Raw genomic sequence first — 20,282 nt, 5'->3', positions numbered from 1 at the left:
ATCAGACGGTTGAGGAACACACGGGGCATTTCGTCTCTCCGCGGTTGGACGGTCGCCGACGGCGGGATGAAATCTCCCGTCGTCGGGGCGGACTTCCGCGGAAATCATAGCATAAAAGCAACAAAAAGGAACAAAATTACCTTGTCGACAGGAATACCCGCATGCCGGGTACGAAAACATACGTATTATTATAGAATAAAAGTCCGATTCTCGTGAAATGAAAATCTTGGAAATCACATCACGGCACGGATCCACCGGCGCCGTGGGGGCATCGATGGCGGGAAACGGATGAGAGTGCAGAAGCTATGATGTGATCGTAAGGGTACGACATGAACCGAGGATGAACCGGCTCGAACGAGAACTTTTGTCGCCGGCCACCACGGCCACCCTCACCGATCCCGCACACGGATCTCAGTATTCCCGTTCGAAGAAGACACCGAGTCGTGAGTCCTCGGATCCGGCCTCGCCGCGGAGCTTGAGGTTGCGGGTGACGTCGAGATCGATCGTGCCGGCCGCCTCGCCCTTGGCGCCGGTCTTGACGCCCAGATAGACGTTCTCACCGACGTAGCGGCCGGCCTTGACCGCCGCGTTGCCCTTGGAGTCGGTGACGATGTCGAGATCATCGAGGCCGGTCGACTTGCGGATCGAGCCGAGCAGGTCCGCCGCCTGTCCGCCGCCGGCCAGCTGCGCCACCGCCATGGTCAGCCGAACCACCTGGACGGGCGACAGCTGGGTGATCGATCGCCCGAACAGGAAGCGCGCCAGGATCTCGTCCTGCGGCAGATCCTCGGACGCCGACAGCGCGATGCGCGGGTCGCTCGCCGCGCCGTGGACGCGGGCGGTGACCGTCGTCGAGCCGCGCCTCGTCTCGGCGGTGAAGTCGATCTCCGGATCGAGACTGCCGACGAGCTGGACGCGCCCGCGGGTGAGATCGATGCGCTGGCCGACCACGTCGAGCCGGCCGCGGATCATCTCGAAGGCGCCGACCGGCGCGAGGCGGTCGACCGGGCCGTCGAGCCGCAACCGACCGCCGAGTTCGGCGTCGATGCCGCGGCCGCGCACGAAGATGCGCGCCGGCGCCTCGACCGACAGCGCCAGGCCGAAGCCCGCCGCACGAGCCTTCGATCCCGGGCGATCGCGTCCGCGCGCCTTGGCGACGGTCCGCGCCACCGACCTCGAAGCGCCGCGATGTTCGGTGTCGATCACCGTGAGGCGCCCGGCGAAGCGTTCGGGTACGGCGATCTCGGCACGATCCACGGTGATCGCCCCGCCGATCGTCGGCCCGGCGAGGAGGTGGCCGCGGACGGTCAGAAGGCCGCTCGTCTCCGCCGTCAGCAAGTCGCCGTTGCGGATCCGGGCGCGGCTGAGACGCACCGTGAGATCGCCCGGCAGCCCTTGCGCCGGCGGCAGGTCGACGCTGCCGGAGAGCGCGATCGTCCCCGCCGACCCGGTGGTGATCGAGAAACTCTCGATGGTCGCGCGGCCGTCGCCGAGGCGGATGCGGCCACTGCCGGCAGAGAGACGCATCCCGGTCTCCGGATCGGTCGCCCCGACCTCGGAGAGCGCGACGGCGCCGCCGATCCGTGGTGCGGCGGCCGACCCGGTGATCCGGAGATCGAGCCTCGTCCGGCCGGCGAGCTTCGTCGCTCGCTCGCGCAGCAGGCCGTTCGCCGCGGCGAGCGGCACGTCGCCGGTGACGGTCACGTCGAGATCCGACCCATCGATCGACGCCCGCCCGCGTGCCGCGAGCGCGATGCCGCCGCCGGCCCGCACGGTCGCCTCGAAACGCGCGGCGCGATCGACGAGCGTACCGGTGGTGGTCAGAGCCGCCGGCGCGAGACCCGCATCGCGCAGATCCGGCGTCGCGATCCCGTCGGCGCCGAGGTCGAACCGCGTGGCGCGGTCGTCGGCCGGCGACGCCCGAAGATCGACCTTCGCCACGTCGACGCCCGACGCCGCGATGCGGGCGGCGTTCACCCGGCCGGCGATGGTCGGCGTGCCGAAGACGTCGGAAAGCGTCACGTCGAAGTCGGCCGAACCGACGGCCGCCCCCTCGACGACGAGACTGCGCGCCCGCCCGCGCGCCGCCGCGGTCTGCGCCCCGTCGCGGGTCGCGAGGGTGACCGAGGCGTCGAGCGCGCCCTTGGCCGTGACGAGGGCGATCGGCGCGAGGTCGCCGAGATCGGGGGACACGATCGCGAGCGTGCCCTCGACGAGCCCTTTCGGCGTGAGATCGAGCGCTCCTTCGATGCGGCTCCGTCCGGCGACGATCCGCAACCCGTCGAGCCGTGAGCCGCCGTCCTCCCGCGCGACGACGGTCGCGCCGCCGGTGAGCCGCCGGCCGGCGAGGTCGCCGGAGAGGGCGAAACGTCCGTCGAGTCCCGTCTCGCCGAACACCCCGTCGAAACGCGCCTCGCCGTCGCGCAAGGGGCGTCCCTGCAGGGAGAGCGAGGGCGCGGTGAGCGCTGCGGCGATCGCCGGGCGCGCCAGACCGCCGGTCGCCCGTGCCTCGAGCGCGACCCGTCCCTTCGCCTTCGGCGTCGCCACGCCGAGGTCGTGGATCACCGCGCCGAGCGACAGGTCCCCGGCGGTGCGGCCGAGCGTGCCGGCGGCTTCGAGGCGCAGCGATCGATTGTCGAGCGCGACGCCTTCGACGGTGAGGCCTTCGACCGAGCGCGCCACCCGGCCGCGCAGCGTCATGCGGCCGCGCATCAGCGCGTCGGCCTCGGCCGAGCCGGTGGCGAGGTCGACGCTCTCGCCGTCGAGGGTGACGTCGAAGGCGCCGCCGAGAAGATGCCATGTCCCACGGGCGGTGAGGTCGACGCGCCCACCGAGCCGGCGTCCGACGAGATCGGAGAGCGGCGCCAGCGTCTTCGCCGCGACGCCACCCTCGCCCGAGATCGCCCCCGCCCCGATCGTTCCGGCGAAGCGAGCGGCGACGTTGCCGTCGTCGAGGGTCGACGTCGCGATCGTGATCGGCCCGCCGGCGCGCCAGTCGCCCCGCGCCGCCAGCCGCAGCGGCGAGCGGAAGGCCGCAGCCTCGCCCGGCCGCGGGCTCTCGATGCCGTCGACGCCGCCCGATACTTCGAAATTCGTCCCGCGCGACGTCGCGTCGGCGAGATCGTGGGCGACGCCGGTGGCGGTGATCTCGGCGCTGCGCAGACGCAGGTCGTCGCTCTCGAAGCCGTCGAGGCGGAGCGTTCCCTTCCACGGCGCTCGGTCGCCGAAGACGACGGCGAGGCTCGCCCGTCTTGCCCGCCCCCCGGTTCCCGGAATCGGCACGACCCCGTCGCCCGACCCGAGCTCGCCGGCGACGGTGAGCGCGGTCGGCACGCCGTCGGCGGCGAAGGCACCGACGGCTCGGAGCGCCGCCGCGCCCGAAACCAGTTCCGCACGTTCGAGAACGACACCGCCGCTCCCGGCCTCGGCCACCACCACGTCGAGTGACGTCCGGCCGGTGAAATAGGCCCCCCAGCGATCGGAGACGAGGCGGCCGAGCGATCCGTCGACCTGCAGCGTATAACGCCGCCCCTGCGGCGCACTCGCCACGGCACCGCGTCCCGTGAGCAGCCGCTCTCCCTCGGCATCGAGGGTGAGATCGGCGGAAAAGCCGTCGACCGGCCCGCGTCCTCGCACCCCGAGCGCCAGCGCCGGCCGATCGCGGATGTCGAACAGGTTGGTCAGGAACCCGCCGTTCGGTTCGTCGAGCGCCAGATCGAGATCGAGCACCCGGTCGGCCTCGCGATAGCCGAGGCGGAAGTCGAGACGGCCGCCGGCGTCGAGACGGCGGACGGCGAAGCGCGCATCGAGAAGGTCGCCGTCGAGCCGTGCCCCGCCGTCGACGGCGAATCGGGCGGCGGGGCCGGCGATCCCTTCGGCGAGTGTCACATCGGGCACCGCCAGACGGTCGAGCCGAACCGAGACCGGCAGATCCGGCAGCGCGAAGGTCGGCGATGCGGTCGCCGACGGTACCGCCGAGCCCCGTGGCCGGCGGTCGAGACGAATCGCGGCGGCGGTCAATTCGGCGATCTCCAACCGCCCTTTGAGGAGCGCCAGCCGGCTCCACACCAGATGGGCGTCGGTGATCTCCAGCCAGACGCCGTCGCGGTCGGCGAGAGTGATCGAGCCGATGCGCACGTCGGAGGAGAGGGCGCCGTCGATCCGGCCGAGGCGGATGCGGCGATCCGGCGTCGAGATCGTCTCCTCGACGAAGCGGACGAAGGCGGACTTCTCCTCGTCGTCCGTGGTGGGTGGGCTCGAGGTCGACGACGACGTCGATGCCGGCGCGGGGGTCTGCGCGGCGGCGCCGAGGCCGACGGCGAGGAGGGCCGCGAATGCGAGGGCGGCGAGGCGCGAGCGTGCCATCAGAAGGCCTCCCCGATGCCGATGTAGATCCCGAAGCGCGGATCGCCCGGCTCCGGGTTCAGCGGTGCGGCGACGTCGAAGCGGATGGCGCCGAGACCGGTGTGATAGCGCAGGCCGAGACCGGCCCCGATGCGGATCCTCCCGGAGAAGTCCGGCAGGCGTGACGAGAAGGCGGTGCCGGCGTCGACGAAGGGGACGACGCCGATGGTCTCGGTCACCCGCGCCCGGTATTCGAGCGAGGCCTCGGCGAGCGACAGACCGCCGACGATGTCGCCGGCCGGGGTGCGCGGCCCGAGGCTGCGATAGGCGAAACCGCGCACCGACCCGCCGCCGCCGGCGAAGAACAGCCGATCGTCCGGGATCTCGCGTGCCGAGGCGCCGAAGATCGAACCGAAGGCGACGCGGCCGGCGAGCACGTGGCGACCCTCGTCGTCGAGCGCCCGATAGGCGGTGGCGTCGAGGCGGCCGATCGCTCCGAGGTTGCCGTAGCGCATCTCGTAGAAGGGCTCGAGCTGCCCCTTGATGCGGTAGCCGCGGGTCGGGGCGAGCCGATCGTCGGTGGTGTCCCGGGCGAGTTCGGCGGGCAGGCCGAGGAGACGGAAGTCTCGCTCGCCCCAGGCGTCGTCGACGTGGGCCGCCTCCATCGTCACGCCGAGTTTGCCGGTGAGGCCGGGGTAGAATTCGTGGGCGAGGCCGACGCGGGCGCGGACGGCCTCTTCCGTGTAGGGATCGTAGACCTCGCGCGCCGCCTGGAGCTGCACCGTCAGATCGGTCGCAGGATCGAGGACGCCGGGCTTCACGAAGGTGAAGCCGCCGGAATAGGTGAAGCGGCTCGGGTCGGCGACGTCGATGCCACTGACCCGCGCCTCGACGCGCAGCTTCTCGGCACGGCCGAAGAGGTTGCGATGCTGCCAGTAGCCTTCGAGGCCGGCGCCGTCGATCGTCGAGTAGCCGCCACCGACGCCGAAGACATGGAGCGGCCGCTCCGCCACGGTGATCGTGACCGGCTGGCGTGCCGGGTTCACCCAATCCTGGCTCGAGCCGGCGTCGACGATGCGCACCGAAGAGAACACCTCGAGCCGCCGCAACCGCCGTTCGGCGCGCTTCACCTCGTCCGACGACCACTCTTCGCCCGGCGGCAGATCGGCTTGCCGGGCGACGAAGTCGGGATCCATGTCCTTCGTGCCCTCGACCCTGGTCGGCCCGAAGACGGCGGCGCCCGCCGGATCGATCCGGATCGTCACGTCGACGCGACGGTTCGGGTGATCGGCGACCACCTTGCGCGAGGCGATCCTCGCTTCGGGGTGTCCGATCCGGCGCCAGGCCGCGACCAGTACCTCCTCCGAGCCGGTCACCGCCCCCGCTCGCGCCGCTGCGCCGGCGACCAGACCGAGGTCCTCCGGTGTCTTCGGCGGCTTGATGTCGGCCTGGAGCTGCGGCGGCACGCGGCTCGGCCGGCCGTCGATGTCGATGCGGCCGAAGACGTAGCGCGGCCCGGGGTCGACGGTGATGCGGACCGCGACCGGGTTCGGCAGCGTCGCGTCCGGCGCGATCTCCTCGACCGGTCGGCCGTTTGCCTCGATCGTGATGGTCCCGCCGTACCGGCCCTCGGAATAGAGGGCGGCGAGCAGGCGGCCGTAGTCGTCGCGCGCCCGCGCCAGGAAAGAGGCGGTGCTCGGCGGCGGCGTGTCACCGGCTTCCGAGACGAGCCGGGAGACATCCTTCAGCCGCGCCTCGACGTCGCCATCGGCAGGCTCGACGACGAGGGTCGGCAGGTAGCGCTGCGCCTCGGCGGAGACGGGTGGCGTCTCGGCCTTCTCACCGAAGAAATGGACGCCGAAGAGCTCGAAGGCGGCGGCCGGCGAGGCGAGAACGAAGGCCGTCGCGAAGGCGCACCCCGCCACCGACGCGAACCGGAACGAGACCCGTCCCCGGCCACCCCGGCGGAACCCGCTTCCGGCACTTCGAACCACATCCATGCTCACGTCCCGTCCGGCCGACTTCGTCCGACCCGAGGCGCGAAGCGGCTTCTCCGTCGTCCACGGTCGTTTCGGCCGACCGCCATCGACCTCCTTCGAATGTCCGCCGAAACCACACGTCGTTCGTCGCGTGCGGCCCCACGGCGGTCGGTCCCCTGCCGACACCTTCGCATCTGCGACCCGTCGCGTCGACCTCCGATGGAATCGCTGGCCGAACCGGGGTGCCGCCGACCGTGTGTCCGCGCCTCTCCTCACCGCCTCGCCGGCTGTCCGAACCTCTGGTCGGAGGTCCGCATGAAGCCGAGCAGGCGGCTGGCGAAACTCGCCCGATCGTCCTCGAGCGCCCCGAGGAAGGTCTCGGCCCAGATGTCGATCGAGTTCTCGACGAGGCGCTCCCAGTTTGTGCGCCACCGGGCGATGCGCTCGTCGAGCGGCATCTCCAGTGCCTTGGCGACGGCGCGCGCCATCCCCTCGCAGTCGTAGGGGTTGACCAGCATCGCGCCTTCGAGTTCGGCGGCGGCGCCGGCGAAGCGCGACAGGACCAGGACGCCCGGATTCTCCGGATCCTGGGCCGCCACGTATTCCTTGGCGACGAGATTCATCCCGTCGCGGAACGGAGTCACCAATCCGATGTCGGCGGCGCGATAGAGTCCGGCGAGGGCGGTGCGGCCATAGGCGCGGTTCACGTATCGGATCGGCGTCCAGTTCGCCTCGCCGAACCGCCCGTTCACCCGACCCGCCATCTCCGACACGCTGCGTTCGATGTCGGCATATTCGGGCACTTCCGAGCGGCTGCGCGGCGTGATCTGCAGATAGGTGACCTTGTTGACGAGGTCGGGATGGATCTCCAACAGCTTCTCGAAGGCCGCCATCCGCTCCGGAACGCCCTTGGAGTAGTCGAGCCGATCGACGCCGATGATCAGCTTGCGCCCGAGCAGGCTCTCGGTGATCTCGCGGACGAAGGAGACCAGGGCGGCGCGTCGCGCCCGAGTCGCGAAGGCCTTCGTCTCGATACCGATCGGGAAATGCGCGATCCGGGTCGAGCGGTCGTTCCAGCCGACGACGCCGCGGCCGTTCGAGCGGAGCCCGTATTCGCGGGTGAGATAGGCGAAGAGATTGTCGGCGTCCGCCTCGGTCTGGAGACCGACGAGGTCGTATTCGAGCAGCGCGTTCACCAGATCTTCGTGACGCGGCAACGCCATCAGGATGTCGGGCGCCGGCCAGGGGATGTGGTGGAAATAGCCGATCCGGTTCTTCACCCCGAGCCGGCGCAGTTCCGAGGCCAGCGGGATCATGTGGTAGTCGTGGACCCACACCAGATCGTCGTCGCGCAGCAGCGCGGCGATCGCCTTGGCGAAACGGCGGTTGACCCCGTGGTAGGCCGCGAGTTCGTTGCGGGCGAATTCGGTCAGATCGAGCCGGGTGTGCATCAGCGGCCACAGCACCCGATTGGAGAAGCCGTTGTAATATTCCTGCACCTCGTCCGGCGTCAGATCGAGATGGGCGTAGGAGACCGCTCCGACCTCGGTGATCCGCGGCGTCGCCGACGGCTCGTCGACCGCCGCGCCCGACCAGCCGAGCCAGATCCCGCCACGCTGCCTCAGCGCCTGCTCGAGTGCCACCGCGAGCCCGCCGGCGCGGGTCCGTCCGGCGGCCGGATCGGGCACGCGGTTCGAAACGACGACGAGACGGCTCAAGGTTCGGCCCTCCGAGGATTTCGACGGGTGGCGGGTTCGTCGGACGAGCCCGATCGTCGAGTGGGTTCTCGGGACGCTCCTCCACGGTTCGCCGCGTCCGCCCGGCTTTCGAGGATGCGCAACACATCGGCCGGTCCGCCGATCTCGAAATCGGCCCGATGTCCGTCGCGTCGTCCGACCTGATACGAGGTGCCGCCGAAGGCGCGCGCCGCGTCGAAGGCGTCGTCGTCGGTGACGTCGTCGCCGAAGACGATCGGCGCTCGACCGTGGAAGGGGGCCTCCATCATGAGCCGGCGCAGCGCGGTCCCCTTCGACGTCCCGGCGAGCGTCGCCTCCACCACCATCTTGCCGTGACGCAGACGGAATCGCTCCGGCGCATGCCCGACGGCGCGAGCGACGTCGCGCTCGATCGTCGCGGCCGCATCCGGCGCGGCGCGAAAATGGACGGCGAGAGCGAGACCCTTGTCCTCGATCTCGACACCACCCGGCCAGTCGGCCGAAAGAGCGGTCAGGCTTCTGCGAACCGGATCCATCTCCGCCACGTCGCGCGATACCGAGCGACCGCAGGGCAACCGCAGCTCCAGGCCGTGCTGGCCGCAGCCCGGTAGAACCGTCGGCCCGAGTTTGCGGTCGATGGTGTCGAGCGATCGGCCGGTCAGGACCGCGACGGCGCCACCGGTTCGCTCCGACAGTCGCGACAGCAATCCGGCCAACCGCGTCGGCACCACGACGGCGTCGGGAGTGGGGGCGATGTCGACCAGCGTCCCGTCGAAATCGACGAAGAAAGCCGCCTCGTCGCGATGTCCCCGAGCGTCGAGCGGCAGGCTCGCCCGCACCGTCTTCCGCGCAGCACCTTCGTGTTTCATCGACCGCATCGGCAACCTCGTCGAAATGACAAAGAAATCATGACCTTCCGGCTCTCGCCGGGTCGGGCATGGTCAATCTATTCGGTATCATTGGATGAACCGTATAGCTCAAAGCAGCTTATTTGTCAATATAATTGAACTATATTTTACGAGCACAAAATCAAGATACGATCAATGTATTTTGTATTCGAAACCTATGTTTCGGTGGATCGAAAATAATGTTGAAGTATCGGCTTCTATTTCGAATGGCGACTGAGAGAGGTGGAGATGTACTTCGAGAGCAAATGATCCGCATCGACCGCCGATCGTGCCGAGGCCCCGCCGAGCGCGAAGACGCCCGCATCGTCGGCGACTGCGAACAGGGCCGACGATGCGGGCGTCGATGGAGGTCGGACGGGGGCGTCCGAACCCGTGGGACGTCACTTCTTCTCGGTGATCGTCGCGGTTCCGTCGCCGGCGAACTTGATGTTGGCGTCGAGGAAGGAGGCCTGGAGATCGGCGGCGTAGAGCTTGGCCGTGTCGTAGGCCTCACCCGAGCGCGCGCCGGTGCCGCAGATGAAGACGATCGGCTTGTCCTTCGGGAAGGTGGCGAGCTTCTTCTCCAGTTCGTTCATCGGCACGTTGACCGCGCCCTTGATCGTCCCCGAGGCGAACTCGTTGGCATTGCGCACGTCGACCAGCAGGATCGCGGCCGGATCGGCCTTCCACGCCGCCTCGAAGGAGGCGACGGTCACCGAGCCCTTCTCCTTGCCGGCGACCAGCGCCGCCTTGGCCGGCGCGACCGCGGGTGCGGCTCCCGTCGCCGGAGCGGCGGCGGCCGCCGGACCGGCGCCGTAGAGCTTCTCCCATTCCGGGTAGCCTTCCGGATAGGTCACGACGTTGGTGTAGCCGAGCTTACGGGCCTTGTCCGCCGACTGGTCGGACAGCACGCATTCGAGACCGCCGCAGTAGTAGATCACCAGCGCCGCCTTGTCGGCCGGCAGCTTGTCGACGTGCTTGTCGAATTCGCTGTCGGAAATCGCCACGGCGGTCGGGATGACGCCCTTGTCGGTGACCCGCTTCGGACGCGCGTCGATCAGCGTATAGGGCTGCTTCTCGTCCATCAGCTTCTTGATGTAGGCGCCCGAGACCGCGACCGGCCCGCCCTTGGCCTTCCAGTCCGGCATGCCCTCGGCATAGACCTCGATCGAGCCGTAGCCGAGCGCCTTCGCCTTCCTGGCGCTGTCGTGGGACAGCATGCAGTCGACGCCGCCGCAGTAGAAGATCAGCTTGGTCGCCTTGTCGGCGGGCAGCTTGTCGACCGACTTCTCGAAGGCCGAATCCGGGATGTTGATCGCGCCCGGGATGTGCCCGGGGTCGTACTGGCGGCCCGTCGGGCGGCTGTCGACGATGGTGACGCCCTTCTTCGGCGGGATCGTCGCCTCGGCGCGCACCTTGTCGAAGGTGGTCAGGACGGAGAACCAGCCCTCCTTCGGCTGCACGGCGGTCTGAGCGGCGGCCGGAAGGGTCGGTACGGCGACGAGGAGGCCGGTGGCGCCGATCATCAGCGCGCCGACCAGGGCGAGATGCTTCGTTCTCATGGGTCTTCTCCCTGAGCTGAACGTCACAGGACGGTGAGTTTCTCGGTGGTCTCGTTCCAGCGGACGACCGCGTACCAGAGCGCGAGCAGGCCGAAGCCGATCGCCAACGCCACGCCCCAACCGCCGAACATGTCCGGCAGGAAGGCCTGACGACCGACGGCGGTCACTTCCCAGGTCTCGATGTTGGTCTCGTCGATGGCGGTGAGGCCGATCTTCTTGAAGATGGCCGAGGCGATCGAGCCGACCCAGGCGAAGAACAACATCGCCACCCAGAGCTTGGCGTGGCCCTCGCCCATCCGCCACAGCGCCCCCGAAGCGCAGCCGCCGGCGAACACCATGCCGAAGCCGAAGATCGCGCCGCCGGTGAGCGATCCGATCCAGAAGGTCGCGGGGATGGCGACATAGGGGTCGATCACCTTGGCGCGGAACAGCAGGGCTGCGAGCGGCATGCCGATCGCCATGGCGAGGATCACCGCCTTGGTCATGGTGCCTTCGCCGGTCATGAAGGGTTCGCGGATCGAACGGGCGAAGCACAGACGCGAGCGGTGCATGACGAAGCCGATGGCGAAACCGGCGGCGACGACGATGGCGCGCGAGGCGACCTGTTTCTCCGGCGACGCCCACCACGCCGCGCTCCAGGCGACGATACCGACGAGAATGGCGAGCCCGAGGATCGGATAGAGCCGCTTCACCCCCTCCGGCACGCGGATCGGCGACGGCGCGGCGGTGCCCCATTCGATGGTGTCGAGCGTCCACAGAAGGACCTTGAGCCCGACCCAGGCGCCGAAAAGCAGGCCGGCCCACATCGCCCAACCGGCCGGCGAGGAATGGACGACCGGGTTGAAGAAGCCGCCGGTGGTGCAGCCGCCGGCGAGCGATGCGCCGACGCCCATCAGCGATCCGCCGAGAGCGCCCCAGACGTACTCGAGCTTCGGCGCCCGGTTGGGTTGGAACTGTCCGGAGAGCAGCGCCGCGGTCGCCGATCCGAGGACCAGCATGATGTTCATCAGCGACATGCGATGACCGAGGAAACCCTCCTTGGCCTCGCCGATGCCGAGCAACGGCGCCAGGCCGATCGCCGCATTGAGCCGATCGCCCCAGTACTTGACGCCGCCGAAGACCCCCCAGAAGAGACCGGTGGTCATCAGCGCCAGGACGATCAGGACGAGCAGGACGGCCCCGAAGAAGGGGGACCATTCCTCGACGAAGATCTTCTTCCAGTCCTCGGCGAGACCGGGAAAACGGCTGGGCGATGTGGACATCGTGGTCGGTCTCCACGCACGGATCCGCCCGCACGACCGGTGGTTCGGTCGTGGCGGAGCGGGATCGGGCGGTTCAATTGCAGGAAGCGGGTTCGTCGCCGTCCTTGGCGCCGCGCATCAGGAAGGCGGCGACATCGGCGGTCAGCTCCTCGTCGGCGACATCGGCGAATTTCTCGGCCGCCTTGTTGGTCGCCTTGATCTCGGCTCGGTAGGCCTTGGAGAGGAAGCGAGAGACCTTGTCCTTGCCCTTGGCGTGCGCGTCGGCCTTCAGATACTCGGCCCATTCCGCCTTGGTGCGCGTCGACGGCGCGATCGATCCGATCGGCTCGGCCACGTGGCAGGAGGTGCAGACGGAGCGATAGTAGATCCGGCCCCGCTTCCATTCGGCATCGTAGGCCGAGGCGGCGGTCGCGAATGCGGTGACGGCGGCGATCGCGATCGCCGAGAAAACCAGGGCCTTCTTCATCATCGTTTCCCCGAATGTGGCCCTCTCGTCGAAGCGGAGCTTCGTGAGCGGAGCGGGGCGGGGTCGGCCCTGGTCGGGTGGCGCGCGGATGCGTCGACCTGCAGCGGCGGATCTCGTCTGCCCCGCTGTCGTACGATCGGGCAGATCTGATATTTCTAATCTGATCATTTATGCGCCACTCGCGGACCGGCGGCACCGTGACAACTCGCCGTTCGCATTGCTACGAAAACCGGTCAGAAACTTTTCAGTAAACCCCGAAAAGCGGTCACGGACTTTCCGAGCGAAGTTCCCGGCCGCTCCGGAACGCCGTCGGATGTCGAGCGGCGGTGCTGCGGATTCCTGCGACGATCTGAAATTCCGTGGGTGCGCCGTCCTCCCCACCGACCTCGAGGGCTTCGCCGCGACATCGGTGATCGGTGTCCGATCGCCGCGTCGCGCCGGAGGTGCCGTGGTCGCAGGGAGGCGACGCGGAGGGCGGTGGCGAAGGCGGGTCGAAAGCCCTCGATCGCATCGGGGAAGACCCTCATCGCGAAAGTGTCGTCTGGACGCTTTCGCGCGGTCGTGACATGCCGAATCTTCTCGGTCCGCGGAGCCGCACATGACGACCGCTCTCACCTATACCGTGATCCCGATTCTCGCCGCGATCATCGGGGGATTTCTCACCCTGCTGCGGCGGCCCTCCCACGTCGCGGTGAGCGCCATCCAGCATTTCGCCGCCGGCATCGTGTTCTCCGCCGCGGCGGTCGAGATCCTGCCGCACCTGAAGCACCAGGGCGCTCTGTGGTCGATCGTCGTCGGCGGCGGCCTCGGGGTGGCCGCGATGCTCGTCCTGAAGACCATCGGCGAACGCACCGAGGGCAAGATCGGTCTCGTCTCGCTCATCGCGGTCGACCTCTTCATCGACGGCACGGTGCTCGGCCTCGCCTTCCAGGGTGGCGAGAAGGCGGGGTTGCTGCTCACCTTCGCCCTGACGATCGAAGTGCTGTTCCTCGCTCTCTCGGTCGCCGCCGAACTCGGCGACGCACCGGAGCAGCGGTTCCGCAACGTCGCGATCACCTCGGCGTTGGCGTTGATGATGCCGGTCGGCGTGGTCTTTTCCGCTCCGTTCGCCACCGCCTCGCCCGGTGTGGTGACCGGTGCCTTCGCCTTCGGGCTGGTGGCCCTGCTCTACCTCGTCACCGAGGAACTGCTGGTCGAGGCGCACGAGGTCGAGGAGCCGCCATGGGCGACGGCGCTGTTTTTCGTCGGCTTCCTGCTGTTGCTGATCCTCGAGGACACGCTGTGAACCGAAGCGCGGCGCCCGATCAGTCGTGACCGTCGTCGTGGCCGCCGCCGTGGTGGCCGCGACCGCCGGGGACGCGTTCGAGCGTCGCCGGGTCGAAGCGCGCCTTGATCGTTCGGCCCGACGCGTCGCGGGCGAAGACCTTGTAGCAACCGTCGTCCGCCTTGAGCCGCAGTACCGTCCAGCCTTCCGCCGCGAGCTTCTGCACCAACGCCGATCTCGGTTGCCAGTCGGCGAGCGGCACGGCGCAACGGTCGTCCGCCGCCGCGACGTCGACGGACGCGCCGAGAAGAGCCAGGGTCAGGGCGATGCGAAGGATCACGGGCTTCTCCGGTGGAAGGATCATGGCGCATTTCAGCACGGGCGGCTGAAACGGACCTGAACGACCTCGTGAATTTTACCCGACCCGTCGCCCCGGGACGAGACTAGACTGCGCCGCAGAGGAACGAGGCGATCTCCATGCGCATTCTCGCGATCGAAGACGATGTCCTGCTCGGACAGGCGGTCCGCGACCAGATCGTCGCCGACGGCCATTCCGCCGACTGGGTGACGCGCCTCGCCGACGCGGAAGCTGCGATCCGCGCCGGCGTCTTCGATCTGGTGCTGCTCGACCTGATGCTGCCCGACGGCCGCGGCCTCGATTTCCTCAAGGCCCGCCGCGTGAGCGGCGACGTCACGCCGGTGATCGTGCTCACCGCCCGCGACCAGATCTCCGATCGCATCGCCGCTCTCGACGCCGGCGCCGACGACTATCTGGTGAAGCCCTTCGATCTCGCCGAGCTCTCCGCCCGCATCCGCGCCGTCGGCCGCCGCTATTCCGGCAATCCCAACCCGCTCGTCACCATCGGCGACCTCGACGTCGACCTCGGCGGCCGCACCGTCCACCGCGGCGGCCGGCCGGTGGCGCTCACGGCGCGGGAGTGGTCGCTGTTCGAGGCCTTCGTCCAGCGCCCCAACCAGCTCCTCTCCAAGCCGCAACTCGAGGAACGGCTCTACTCCTTCGATGCCGAGGTCGAGAGCAACACCATCGAGGTCTATGTCGCGCGCCTGCGCAAGAAGCTCGGCGCCGAGGTGATCGAAACGGTGCGCGGCATGGGCTATCGGCTGGGCGCGCCGGGGGGAGGGGTATGAACGCCCGCCTCGCCCCGCCGCCGCGCTGGAGCCTGGGTCGCCGTCTCGCCGTCGGCCTCGTGATCGCCATGACCGTGCTGTGGCTGGCGGCGGCGGCCGTCGCCGGTCTCGTGCTCCGCCGTGAGATCGACGAGGTCTTCGACAGCGCCCTCCAGGAGGTGGCGCAGCGGATCCTGCCGCTCGCCTATTCCGAACTGTTGGCGCGCGAGGCCGACGACCCGCCGCAGCACATGGCGCCGATCGGACCGCATCGCGAATACGTCACCTACGTCGTTCGCGACGAAACCGGCCGCGATCTCCTCCAGTCGAGCGATGCCGATCCGGCGGTGATCCCCAAGGACGTCCCGAACGGCTTCTCGACCGCCGGCGACCTGCGCCTCTACACCGAGACGGCGGTCCGCGGCACCGTGCGGGTCGTCACCGTCGAGAGGCTCGCGCATCGCCGCGAGACGGTCCGCAACGCCGTCGTCGCGTTGATCTGGCCGCTGGCCGTCCTGGTGCCGATCGCGGTCCTCGCGGTCCTCCTCCTCGGTCAGTCGACGGTCCGCCCGATCGTCGCCTTCCGCGAACGCATCGAATCGCGCGGTCGCGGCAATCTCGCCCCGCTCGGCGAGACCGGCCTGCCGGCCGAGATCGCGCCCGTAGCGAGCGCCGTCGATGCCCTGCTCGAGCGGTTGCGCGGCGCGCTCGAGGCCGAGCGCAGCTTCACCGCCAACGCCGCCCACGAGCTGCGCACGCCGATCGCCGCCGCACTCGCCCAGACCCAGCGCCTCCTCGCCGAATTGCCGGAGGAGGTGGCACGCGAGCGCGCCCGGGCCATCGCCGCGTCGTTGCGCCGCCTGTCGGGCCTCGCCGAGAAGCTTCTGCAACTGGCCAAGGCCGAGGGCGGCGGTCTTCTCGCCGAAACCCCGGTCCGGCTCGGCCCGGTCCTCGCCCTGGTGATCGACGAGATCGACCGCCGAGCCGACGTCGCCGATCGTCTCGCCGTGACGATCCCGCCCGACGGCGGCCCGCTCTGCGATCTCGATGCCGACGCCTTCGCCGTGCTCGCCCGCAATCTCGTCGAAAACGCCCTGAAACACGGTGCGCCCGACGGCGTGGTCGCGGTGCGGCTGACCGACGAGGCGCTCGAAGTCGAGAACGACGGGCCGGCGATCGCCGCGGAAGACCTGGGTCGGATCACCCGTCGCTTCGAGCGCGGTCCCACCACGGCCGAGGGCGCCGGTCTCGGCCTCGCCATCGTCGCCGCCATCTGCCGCGGCTCCGGCGCGACCCTCGAACTCCGCTCGCCCGCCCCCGGGCGGGAGGGTGGTTTCCTCGCCCGGGTCCGTCTCCCGGCGCCGCGTTCATCTTCCTGACGCGAAGCTGAACGCCGGCGCGTCGCCGTTTCAGGTGGCCGTCAGGTGGACCGCGCAGGGTGCTCCGGTCGAAACCGAACGGAGCCCCTCCGATGAAGAAGCCCCTCCTCCTCGCCACCGCCGCGCTCGTCCTCGGCACGTCCGTGGCCGGCGTCGCCCTCGCCACCCCCCGCCTCCTCGAACACCGCTACGCCCGCGAGACGGGTGACGACGGCGCGACCGTCTCCACCGCCGAGCGCTTCCGCATCGCCGACCGAGAGCATCGCCGTCGTCACGAGGCGCGCGAGCACCGCCGCGGCCACGACGACGATGACGACGACGACGACGATGACGACGACCGTCGTGGCGGCGATCGCGGTCGCGCCGGCCGTCCCGGCATGACCGGTCCGACCGACCCGAACGCGCCGGTTCCCGACAACGGCCTCTTCCAGGGCAAGGCCCGACCCAAGGTCGAAGTCAACTGAAGCCCGCCGTCCTCGCGCCCAACGGAACCACGTCCATGAAACTCGCGACTTCCGCTCTCGCCGCCACCGCCGCCTTCGTCGTCCCGACGATGGCCGAGGCGAAACAGATCACCTTCGAGACCACCCTCAAGGCCTACGGCGGCAACGGCGCCTACGCCGTCATCTGGATCTCCGACGCCGCCGGCAAGTACAAGGGCACGCTGTGGATGGCCGGCGATCGCGCCAAGTACTGGCGCCATCTCTCCGACTGGCAGCGCGCCTCCGGCGGTCGGGCGACGGAGGTCGACGGCATCACCGGCGCCTCCATCGGCTCCGGCAGGACGCTGAAGATCACCCTCGATCTCGCCGACGCCCTGATCGACGCCGGCTACGTCGTCCATGTCGACACCTCGGTCGAGAACGGCCGCGACTTCCCCTCCGAGGTGGTCGCGCCGCTCTCCTCCGACCAGAACGGCAAGCCGGTCGCCGGCAAGGGCTACGTCAAGACCTTCAAGGTCTCGTTCTGACATGGAGGGTCTCGTCATGTTGCGCCGTCTCCATTCCGTCCTCGGCCTCGCCCTCGGCTTCGTCCTCGTCGTCACCGCGCTGACCGGCGTGGCCTTGTCGGTGGTGCCGATCGTCGACCGTTTCACGAGCCCGACCATCGACCGCGGCATCTCGGTCGCCGCGCTCGCGCAAGCCGTGGCGGCGCGCCACGAGACCCTCTCCACCCTGAAGGTGCGGGCGAGCGGCATCGTCACCGCCGCCTACACCGACGGTGAGACCAACGGCATCGAGCGGATCGATCCGGCGACCGGCGCCGGCCTCGGTCCCTTCGAGGTCTCGCCGACCGTGCGCTTCATCACCGATCTCCATCGCGCCTTCGGCCTCGGGTCGGACGGCCGTCTCGTCGCGGCCCTGAGCGCGGCGGCGATGCTGGTGCTGTCGCTCACCGGCCTCGTCCTCCTCGCGCGCCGCCTCGGCGGCGCGCGGGCGCTCCTCCGCCCGATTCGCGGTTCGACCGCCGAGCGTCTGCACGGCGACCTCGCCCGCCTCGCCACCCTCGGCCTCGTCCTCTCTTCGCTCACCGGCCTGTGGATGTCGGCCTCGACCTTCGATCTCCTGCCCGAGCGCGCCGAGGCCCCGTCCATCGCCGCCGCCGACGGTGCGCCGCTGCCGCTCGGTCGCGTCGAGGCGTTGGCTCGCGTCGACGTCGCCGACCTGCGGGAACTGACCCTCGCCGACCCGACCGTTCCCGGCGATGTCTTCCGGCTCGTCACCCGTTCGGGTGAGGCGGTGGTCGATCCGACGACCGGCCGCACCCTGGCCTTCGCGCCGGCGACGGTTCTCGATCGCCTCGACGATCTGGTCCGCGTCCTCCACACCGGCCGCGGCGTCTGGGCGCTCGCCCTCCTCCTCGGCCTCGCCGCCGCGACGACGCCGATCTTCGCCGGCTCCGGCCTCGTGATGTGGCGCCGCCGCCGGGCGAACCGCGCCGCGGCCTTCGCCTCCGCGCCCGTCGAGACCGCCGACACGGTGATCCTCGTCGGCTCCGACGGCGGCTCGACCCGCGGCTTCGCCACGACGCTCGCCGTCGCCCTCGAGCGTCACGGCCATCGCGTCCATCTCGCCGAGATGAACGACCTCGCCGAAGCGCACACCCGCGCCGAGCGCCTGCTGATCCTCGCCGCCACCTGGGGCGACGGATCGGCGCCGGCCTCGGCCCGGCACTTCCTCGATCGCCTGGCCGGGATCGAGGGGCGCACGTCGGTCGCCGTCCTCGGCTTCGGCGACCGCACCTTCCCCGACTTCTGCGGCTACGGTCGCGCCGTCGCCGAGGCGCTCGACGCCAAGGGTTTCCCGCGCCTCCTCGGCTTCAAGCGCATCGACCGTCGATCGGCGCAGGAATTCGCCCAGTGGGGCCAAGACCTCGGCGCGGCCCTCGGCCACGATCTGGTGCTCGAGCATGTCGCCGAGCGGCCGGCGACGACGGCGCTCGAACTGGTCGAGCGCGAGGACTACGGCGCCGCGGTCGGCGCGCCGGTGGCGATCCTGCGCTTCGCCGCGCCGCTCGACCGGCGCACCCTGCGTCGCGGCCGCCTGCCCGCCTTCGAGGCCGGCGATCTCCTCGGCGTCGTGCCGCCGGGCGAAGCCATGCCGCGCTTCTATTCGCTCGCCTCCTCGGCCGCCGACGGCGTCGTCGAGATCTGCGTCCGCCTGATGCCGGGCGGCGTCTGCTCGACGCTCCTCCACGGGCTGCGCCCCGGCGACGCCGTCGACGCCTTCGTCCGCACCAATCCGAGCTTCCGTCCGGCGGAAGGGGCCCCGTCGCTGATCCTGATCGGCGCCGGGGCCGGCATCGGCCCGCTCGCCGGCTTCGTCCGGGCGAACGATCGCGCCCGCCCGGTCCACCTCTATTGGGGCGGCCGCAGCCCGGCTTCCGACTTCCTCTACGAGCACGAACTCGCCCGCGCCCTCGCCGAACGGCGGCTGACCTCGCTCACCACCGCCTTCTCGCGCGACACCCACGCCGGCGCCTATGTTCAGGATCGCATCGCCGCCGACGCCCACCGCCTGCGCGAACTCGTCCACGCCGGCGCCCAGATCCTGGTCTGCGGCAGCCGCGACATGGCCCATGCCGTCACCCGGACGATGGAGACCATCCTCCATCCGCTCGGCACCGACGTCGCCACCTTGCGCGCCGGAGGTCGCTATGTCGAAGACGTCTATTGAGGCGCGCCCGGCCGCAGCGGATCTCGTCCGCCGCGCCCTGAACGGTCCGGCGATGGGCTCGCGCTGGTCGGCGATCGTCCACGTCGTACCCGACTTCGACACCGCGGCGCTGGCGACCGCGCTCGCCGCGGCGGTCGAGGAGGTCGAGGCCGAGATGTCGACCTGGCGTCCGACCTCCGATCTCGAGCGGCTGAACCGCGCGCCGATCGGCGAATGGACATCGATTCCCGCCGGGCTCTTCACCGTCCTCGAGGCATCGCTCGCCATCGGCAGATTGTCCGAGGGGGCCTTCGACATCGGCGTCGGTGATCTGGTGCGCGCCTACGGCTTCGGCGGCGGCGCGCGGCGGCCCGACCCGGCCGGGATCGCCGCCGCCGCCGACCGGTCGCGCTTCGAGCCGCCGAAGACGCTCGAACTCGATCCGATCGCCCGTCGGGCCCGCCGCCTCGCGCCGCTCACGCTCGACCTCTCCGGCATCGCCAAGGGCCATGGCGTCGATCGCATGGCCGAGGTCGCGGCCGCCCATGGCGTCTCGTCCTTCCTCGTCGGCATCGACGGCGAGTTGCGGGCGAAGGGGTTGAAGCCCGACGGCCGCACCTGGGTGGTCGGCCAGGAGCGTCCCGACCGCGCCGCCCGATCGCTCGCCGGGGTGATCGAACTGACCGACGCGGCGGTCGCCACCTCGGGCGACTACCGCCACGTCCACGAGATCGACGGGCGGAGGCATTCCCACACCATGGACCCGCGCAGCGGCACGCCGCTCGCCGGCGATCTCGCCCAGGTCACGGTGGTGGCCGAGAGCTGCATGGTCGCCGACGCCTGGGCGACGGCGCTGATGGTGACCGGCGCGAAGGACGGTTTCGCCCTGGCGCAACGTCTGGGTCTGGCGGCGATCCTCGTCGGCGTCGACGGCACCACCCGCGCGACGCTGTGAACTCGTACCGAAGTCCGAAGGTGCCGACGCACCCGGCCTTTGAAGACATGCGAATTTCTCATCTGCATCAGAGGCATGAGAAATTCGCATCAAGAATACCATCGGTCGTTTCCAATGGCCGATGGTATAATGAGACCTGTGCGCGGATAGGTCTCGACGACCGTCTGCTGACGTGATTCACTCAAT

15 protein-coding genes are annotated in these 20,282 nt (G+C 69.9%); 7 read left to right on the top strand and 8 right to left on the bottom strand.

The window, feature by feature from the left end:
* Positions 1-411: 411 nt before the first annotated feature.
* The 7 genes from V7Q42_RS19090 to V7Q42_RS19060 all read right to left on the bottom strand — a co-directional run bounded on the left by V7Q42_RS19090 (position 412) and on the right by V7Q42_RS19060 (position 12,218).
* Positions 412-4,365 carry a translocation/assembly module TamB domain-containing protein gene (locus tag V7Q42_RS19090; RefSeq protein ID WP_333825788.1) on the bottom strand — a complete coding sequence of 1,318 codons (3,954 nt, stop codon included), beginning with the start codon at positions 4,363-4,365 and terminating at the stop codon, positions 412-414.
* Positions 4,365-6,269, bottom strand: coding sequence for an autotransporter assembly complex protein TamA (locus V7Q42_RS19085; RefSeq protein ID WP_333825787.1), 1,905 nt, complete (start codon positions 6,267-6,269; stop codon positions 4,365-4,367). The genes V7Q42_RS19090 and V7Q42_RS19085 overlap by 1 nt, the downstream gene beginning before the upstream one ends.
* 326 nt (positions 6,270-6,595) lie before the next feature.
* Positions 6,596-8,041 carry an alpha,alpha-trehalose-phosphate synthase (UDP-forming) gene (otsA, locus tag V7Q42_RS19080; protein ID WP_333825786.1) on the bottom strand — a complete coding sequence of 482 codons (1,446 nt, stop codon included), beginning with the start codon at positions 8,039-8,041 and terminating at the stop codon, positions 6,596-6,598.
* Entirely contained in the window at positions 8,038-8,907 is an 870-nt protein-coding gene (gene otsB, locus V7Q42_RS19075; RefSeq protein ID WP_333825785.1) for a trehalose-phosphatase, read from the bottom strand. Before otsB ends, otsA begins: the two co-directional genes overlap by 4 nt.
* A 419-nt stretch (positions 8,908-9,326) precedes the next feature.
* Complete coding sequence (locus tag V7Q42_RS19070) at positions 9,327-10,487, bottom strand: rhodanese-like domain-containing protein (protein ID WP_333825782.1); 1,161 nt, start codon at positions 10,485-10,487, stop codon at positions 9,327-9,329.
* A gap of 23 nt (positions 10,488-10,510) precedes the next feature.
* The gene (locus V7Q42_RS19065) at positions 10,511-11,749 is read right to left on the bottom strand and encodes a YeeE/YedE thiosulfate transporter family protein (protein WP_333825781.1); all 1,239 of its coding nucleotides are present in this window, start codon (positions 11,747-11,749) and stop codon (positions 10,511-10,513) included.
* A 73-nt stretch (positions 11,750-11,822) separates the two neighbouring features.
* Positions 11,823-12,218 carry a hypothetical protein gene (locus V7Q42_RS19060; protein WP_333825779.1) on the bottom strand — a complete coding sequence of 132 codons (396 nt, stop codon included), beginning with the start codon at positions 12,216-12,218 and terminating at the stop codon, positions 11,823-11,825.
* 595 nt (positions 12,219-12,813) lie between these two features.
* On the opposite strand from V7Q42_RS19060, the gene V7Q42_RS19055 reads away from it, so the two are divergent.
* Positions 12,814-13,500, top strand: coding sequence for a ZIP family metal transporter (locus V7Q42_RS19055; RefSeq protein ID WP_333825777.1), 687 nt, complete (start codon positions 12,814-12,816; stop codon positions 13,498-13,500).
* Positions 13,501-13,519: 19 nt separating this feature from the next.
* Here V7Q42_RS19055 and V7Q42_RS19050 read toward each other — a convergent pair whose 3' ends face one another.
* The gene (locus V7Q42_RS19050; protein WP_333825776.1) at positions 13,520-13,819 is read right to left on the bottom strand and encodes a PepSY domain-containing protein; all 300 of its coding nucleotides are present in this window, start codon (positions 13,817-13,819) and stop codon (positions 13,520-13,522) included.
* 137 nt (positions 13,820-13,956) lie between these two features.
* Here V7Q42_RS19050 and V7Q42_RS19045 point away from each other — a divergent pair, with 137 nt between their 5' ends.
* The 6 genes from V7Q42_RS19045 to V7Q42_RS19020 all read left to right on the top strand — a co-directional run bounded on the left by V7Q42_RS19045 (position 13,957) and on the right by V7Q42_RS19020 (position 20,096).
* Positions 13,957-14,628: a response regulator transcription factor gene (locus V7Q42_RS19045; protein ID WP_333825775.1), complete on the top strand. Its 672-nt coding sequence runs from the start codon at positions 13,957-13,959 to the stop codon at positions 14,626-14,628.
* Positions 14,625-15,986 carry a sensor histidine kinase gene (locus V7Q42_RS19040; RefSeq protein ID WP_333825774.1) on the top strand — a complete coding sequence of 454 codons (1,362 nt, stop codon included), beginning with the start codon at positions 14,625-14,627 and terminating at the stop codon, positions 15,984-15,986. Before V7Q42_RS19045 ends, V7Q42_RS19040 begins: the two co-directional genes overlap by 4 nt.
* Positions 15,987-16,078: 92 nt before the next feature.
* Positions 16,079-16,450, top strand: coding sequence for a hypothetical protein (locus V7Q42_RS19035; RefSeq protein WP_333825773.1), 372 nt, complete (start codon positions 16,079-16,081; stop codon positions 16,448-16,450).
* Between the two features lie 35 nt (positions 16,451-16,485).
* Positions 16,486-16,956: a DUF2271 domain-containing protein gene (locus tag V7Q42_RS19030; protein ID WP_333825772.1), complete on the top strand. Its 471-nt coding sequence runs from the start codon at positions 16,486-16,488 to the stop codon at positions 16,954-16,956.
* Positions 16,957-16,972: 16 nt separating this feature from the next.
* The gene (locus V7Q42_RS19025) at positions 16,973-19,162 is read left to right on the top strand and encodes a PepSY domain-containing protein (protein ID WP_333825771.1); all 2,190 of its coding nucleotides are present in this window, start codon (positions 16,973-16,975) and stop codon (positions 19,160-19,162) included.
* Positions 19,143-20,096 carry an FAD:protein FMN transferase gene (locus V7Q42_RS19020; protein ID WP_333825770.1) on the top strand — a complete coding sequence of 318 codons (954 nt, stop codon included), beginning with the start codon at positions 19,143-19,145 and terminating at the stop codon, positions 20,094-20,096. The genes V7Q42_RS19025 and V7Q42_RS19020 overlap by 20 nt, the downstream gene beginning before the upstream one ends.
* Positions 20,097-20,282 lie beyond the last annotated feature (186 nt).

The sequence above is a fragment of the Pinisolibacter sp. genome (assembly GCF_036782435.1).
GTDB lineage: Bacteria > Pseudomonadota > Alphaproteobacteria > Rhizobiales > Ancalomicrobiaceae > CALBKH01.
Note: the sequence above shows the minus strand (reverse complement) of the source record. Positions and strands in the feature narration are given on the sequence as shown.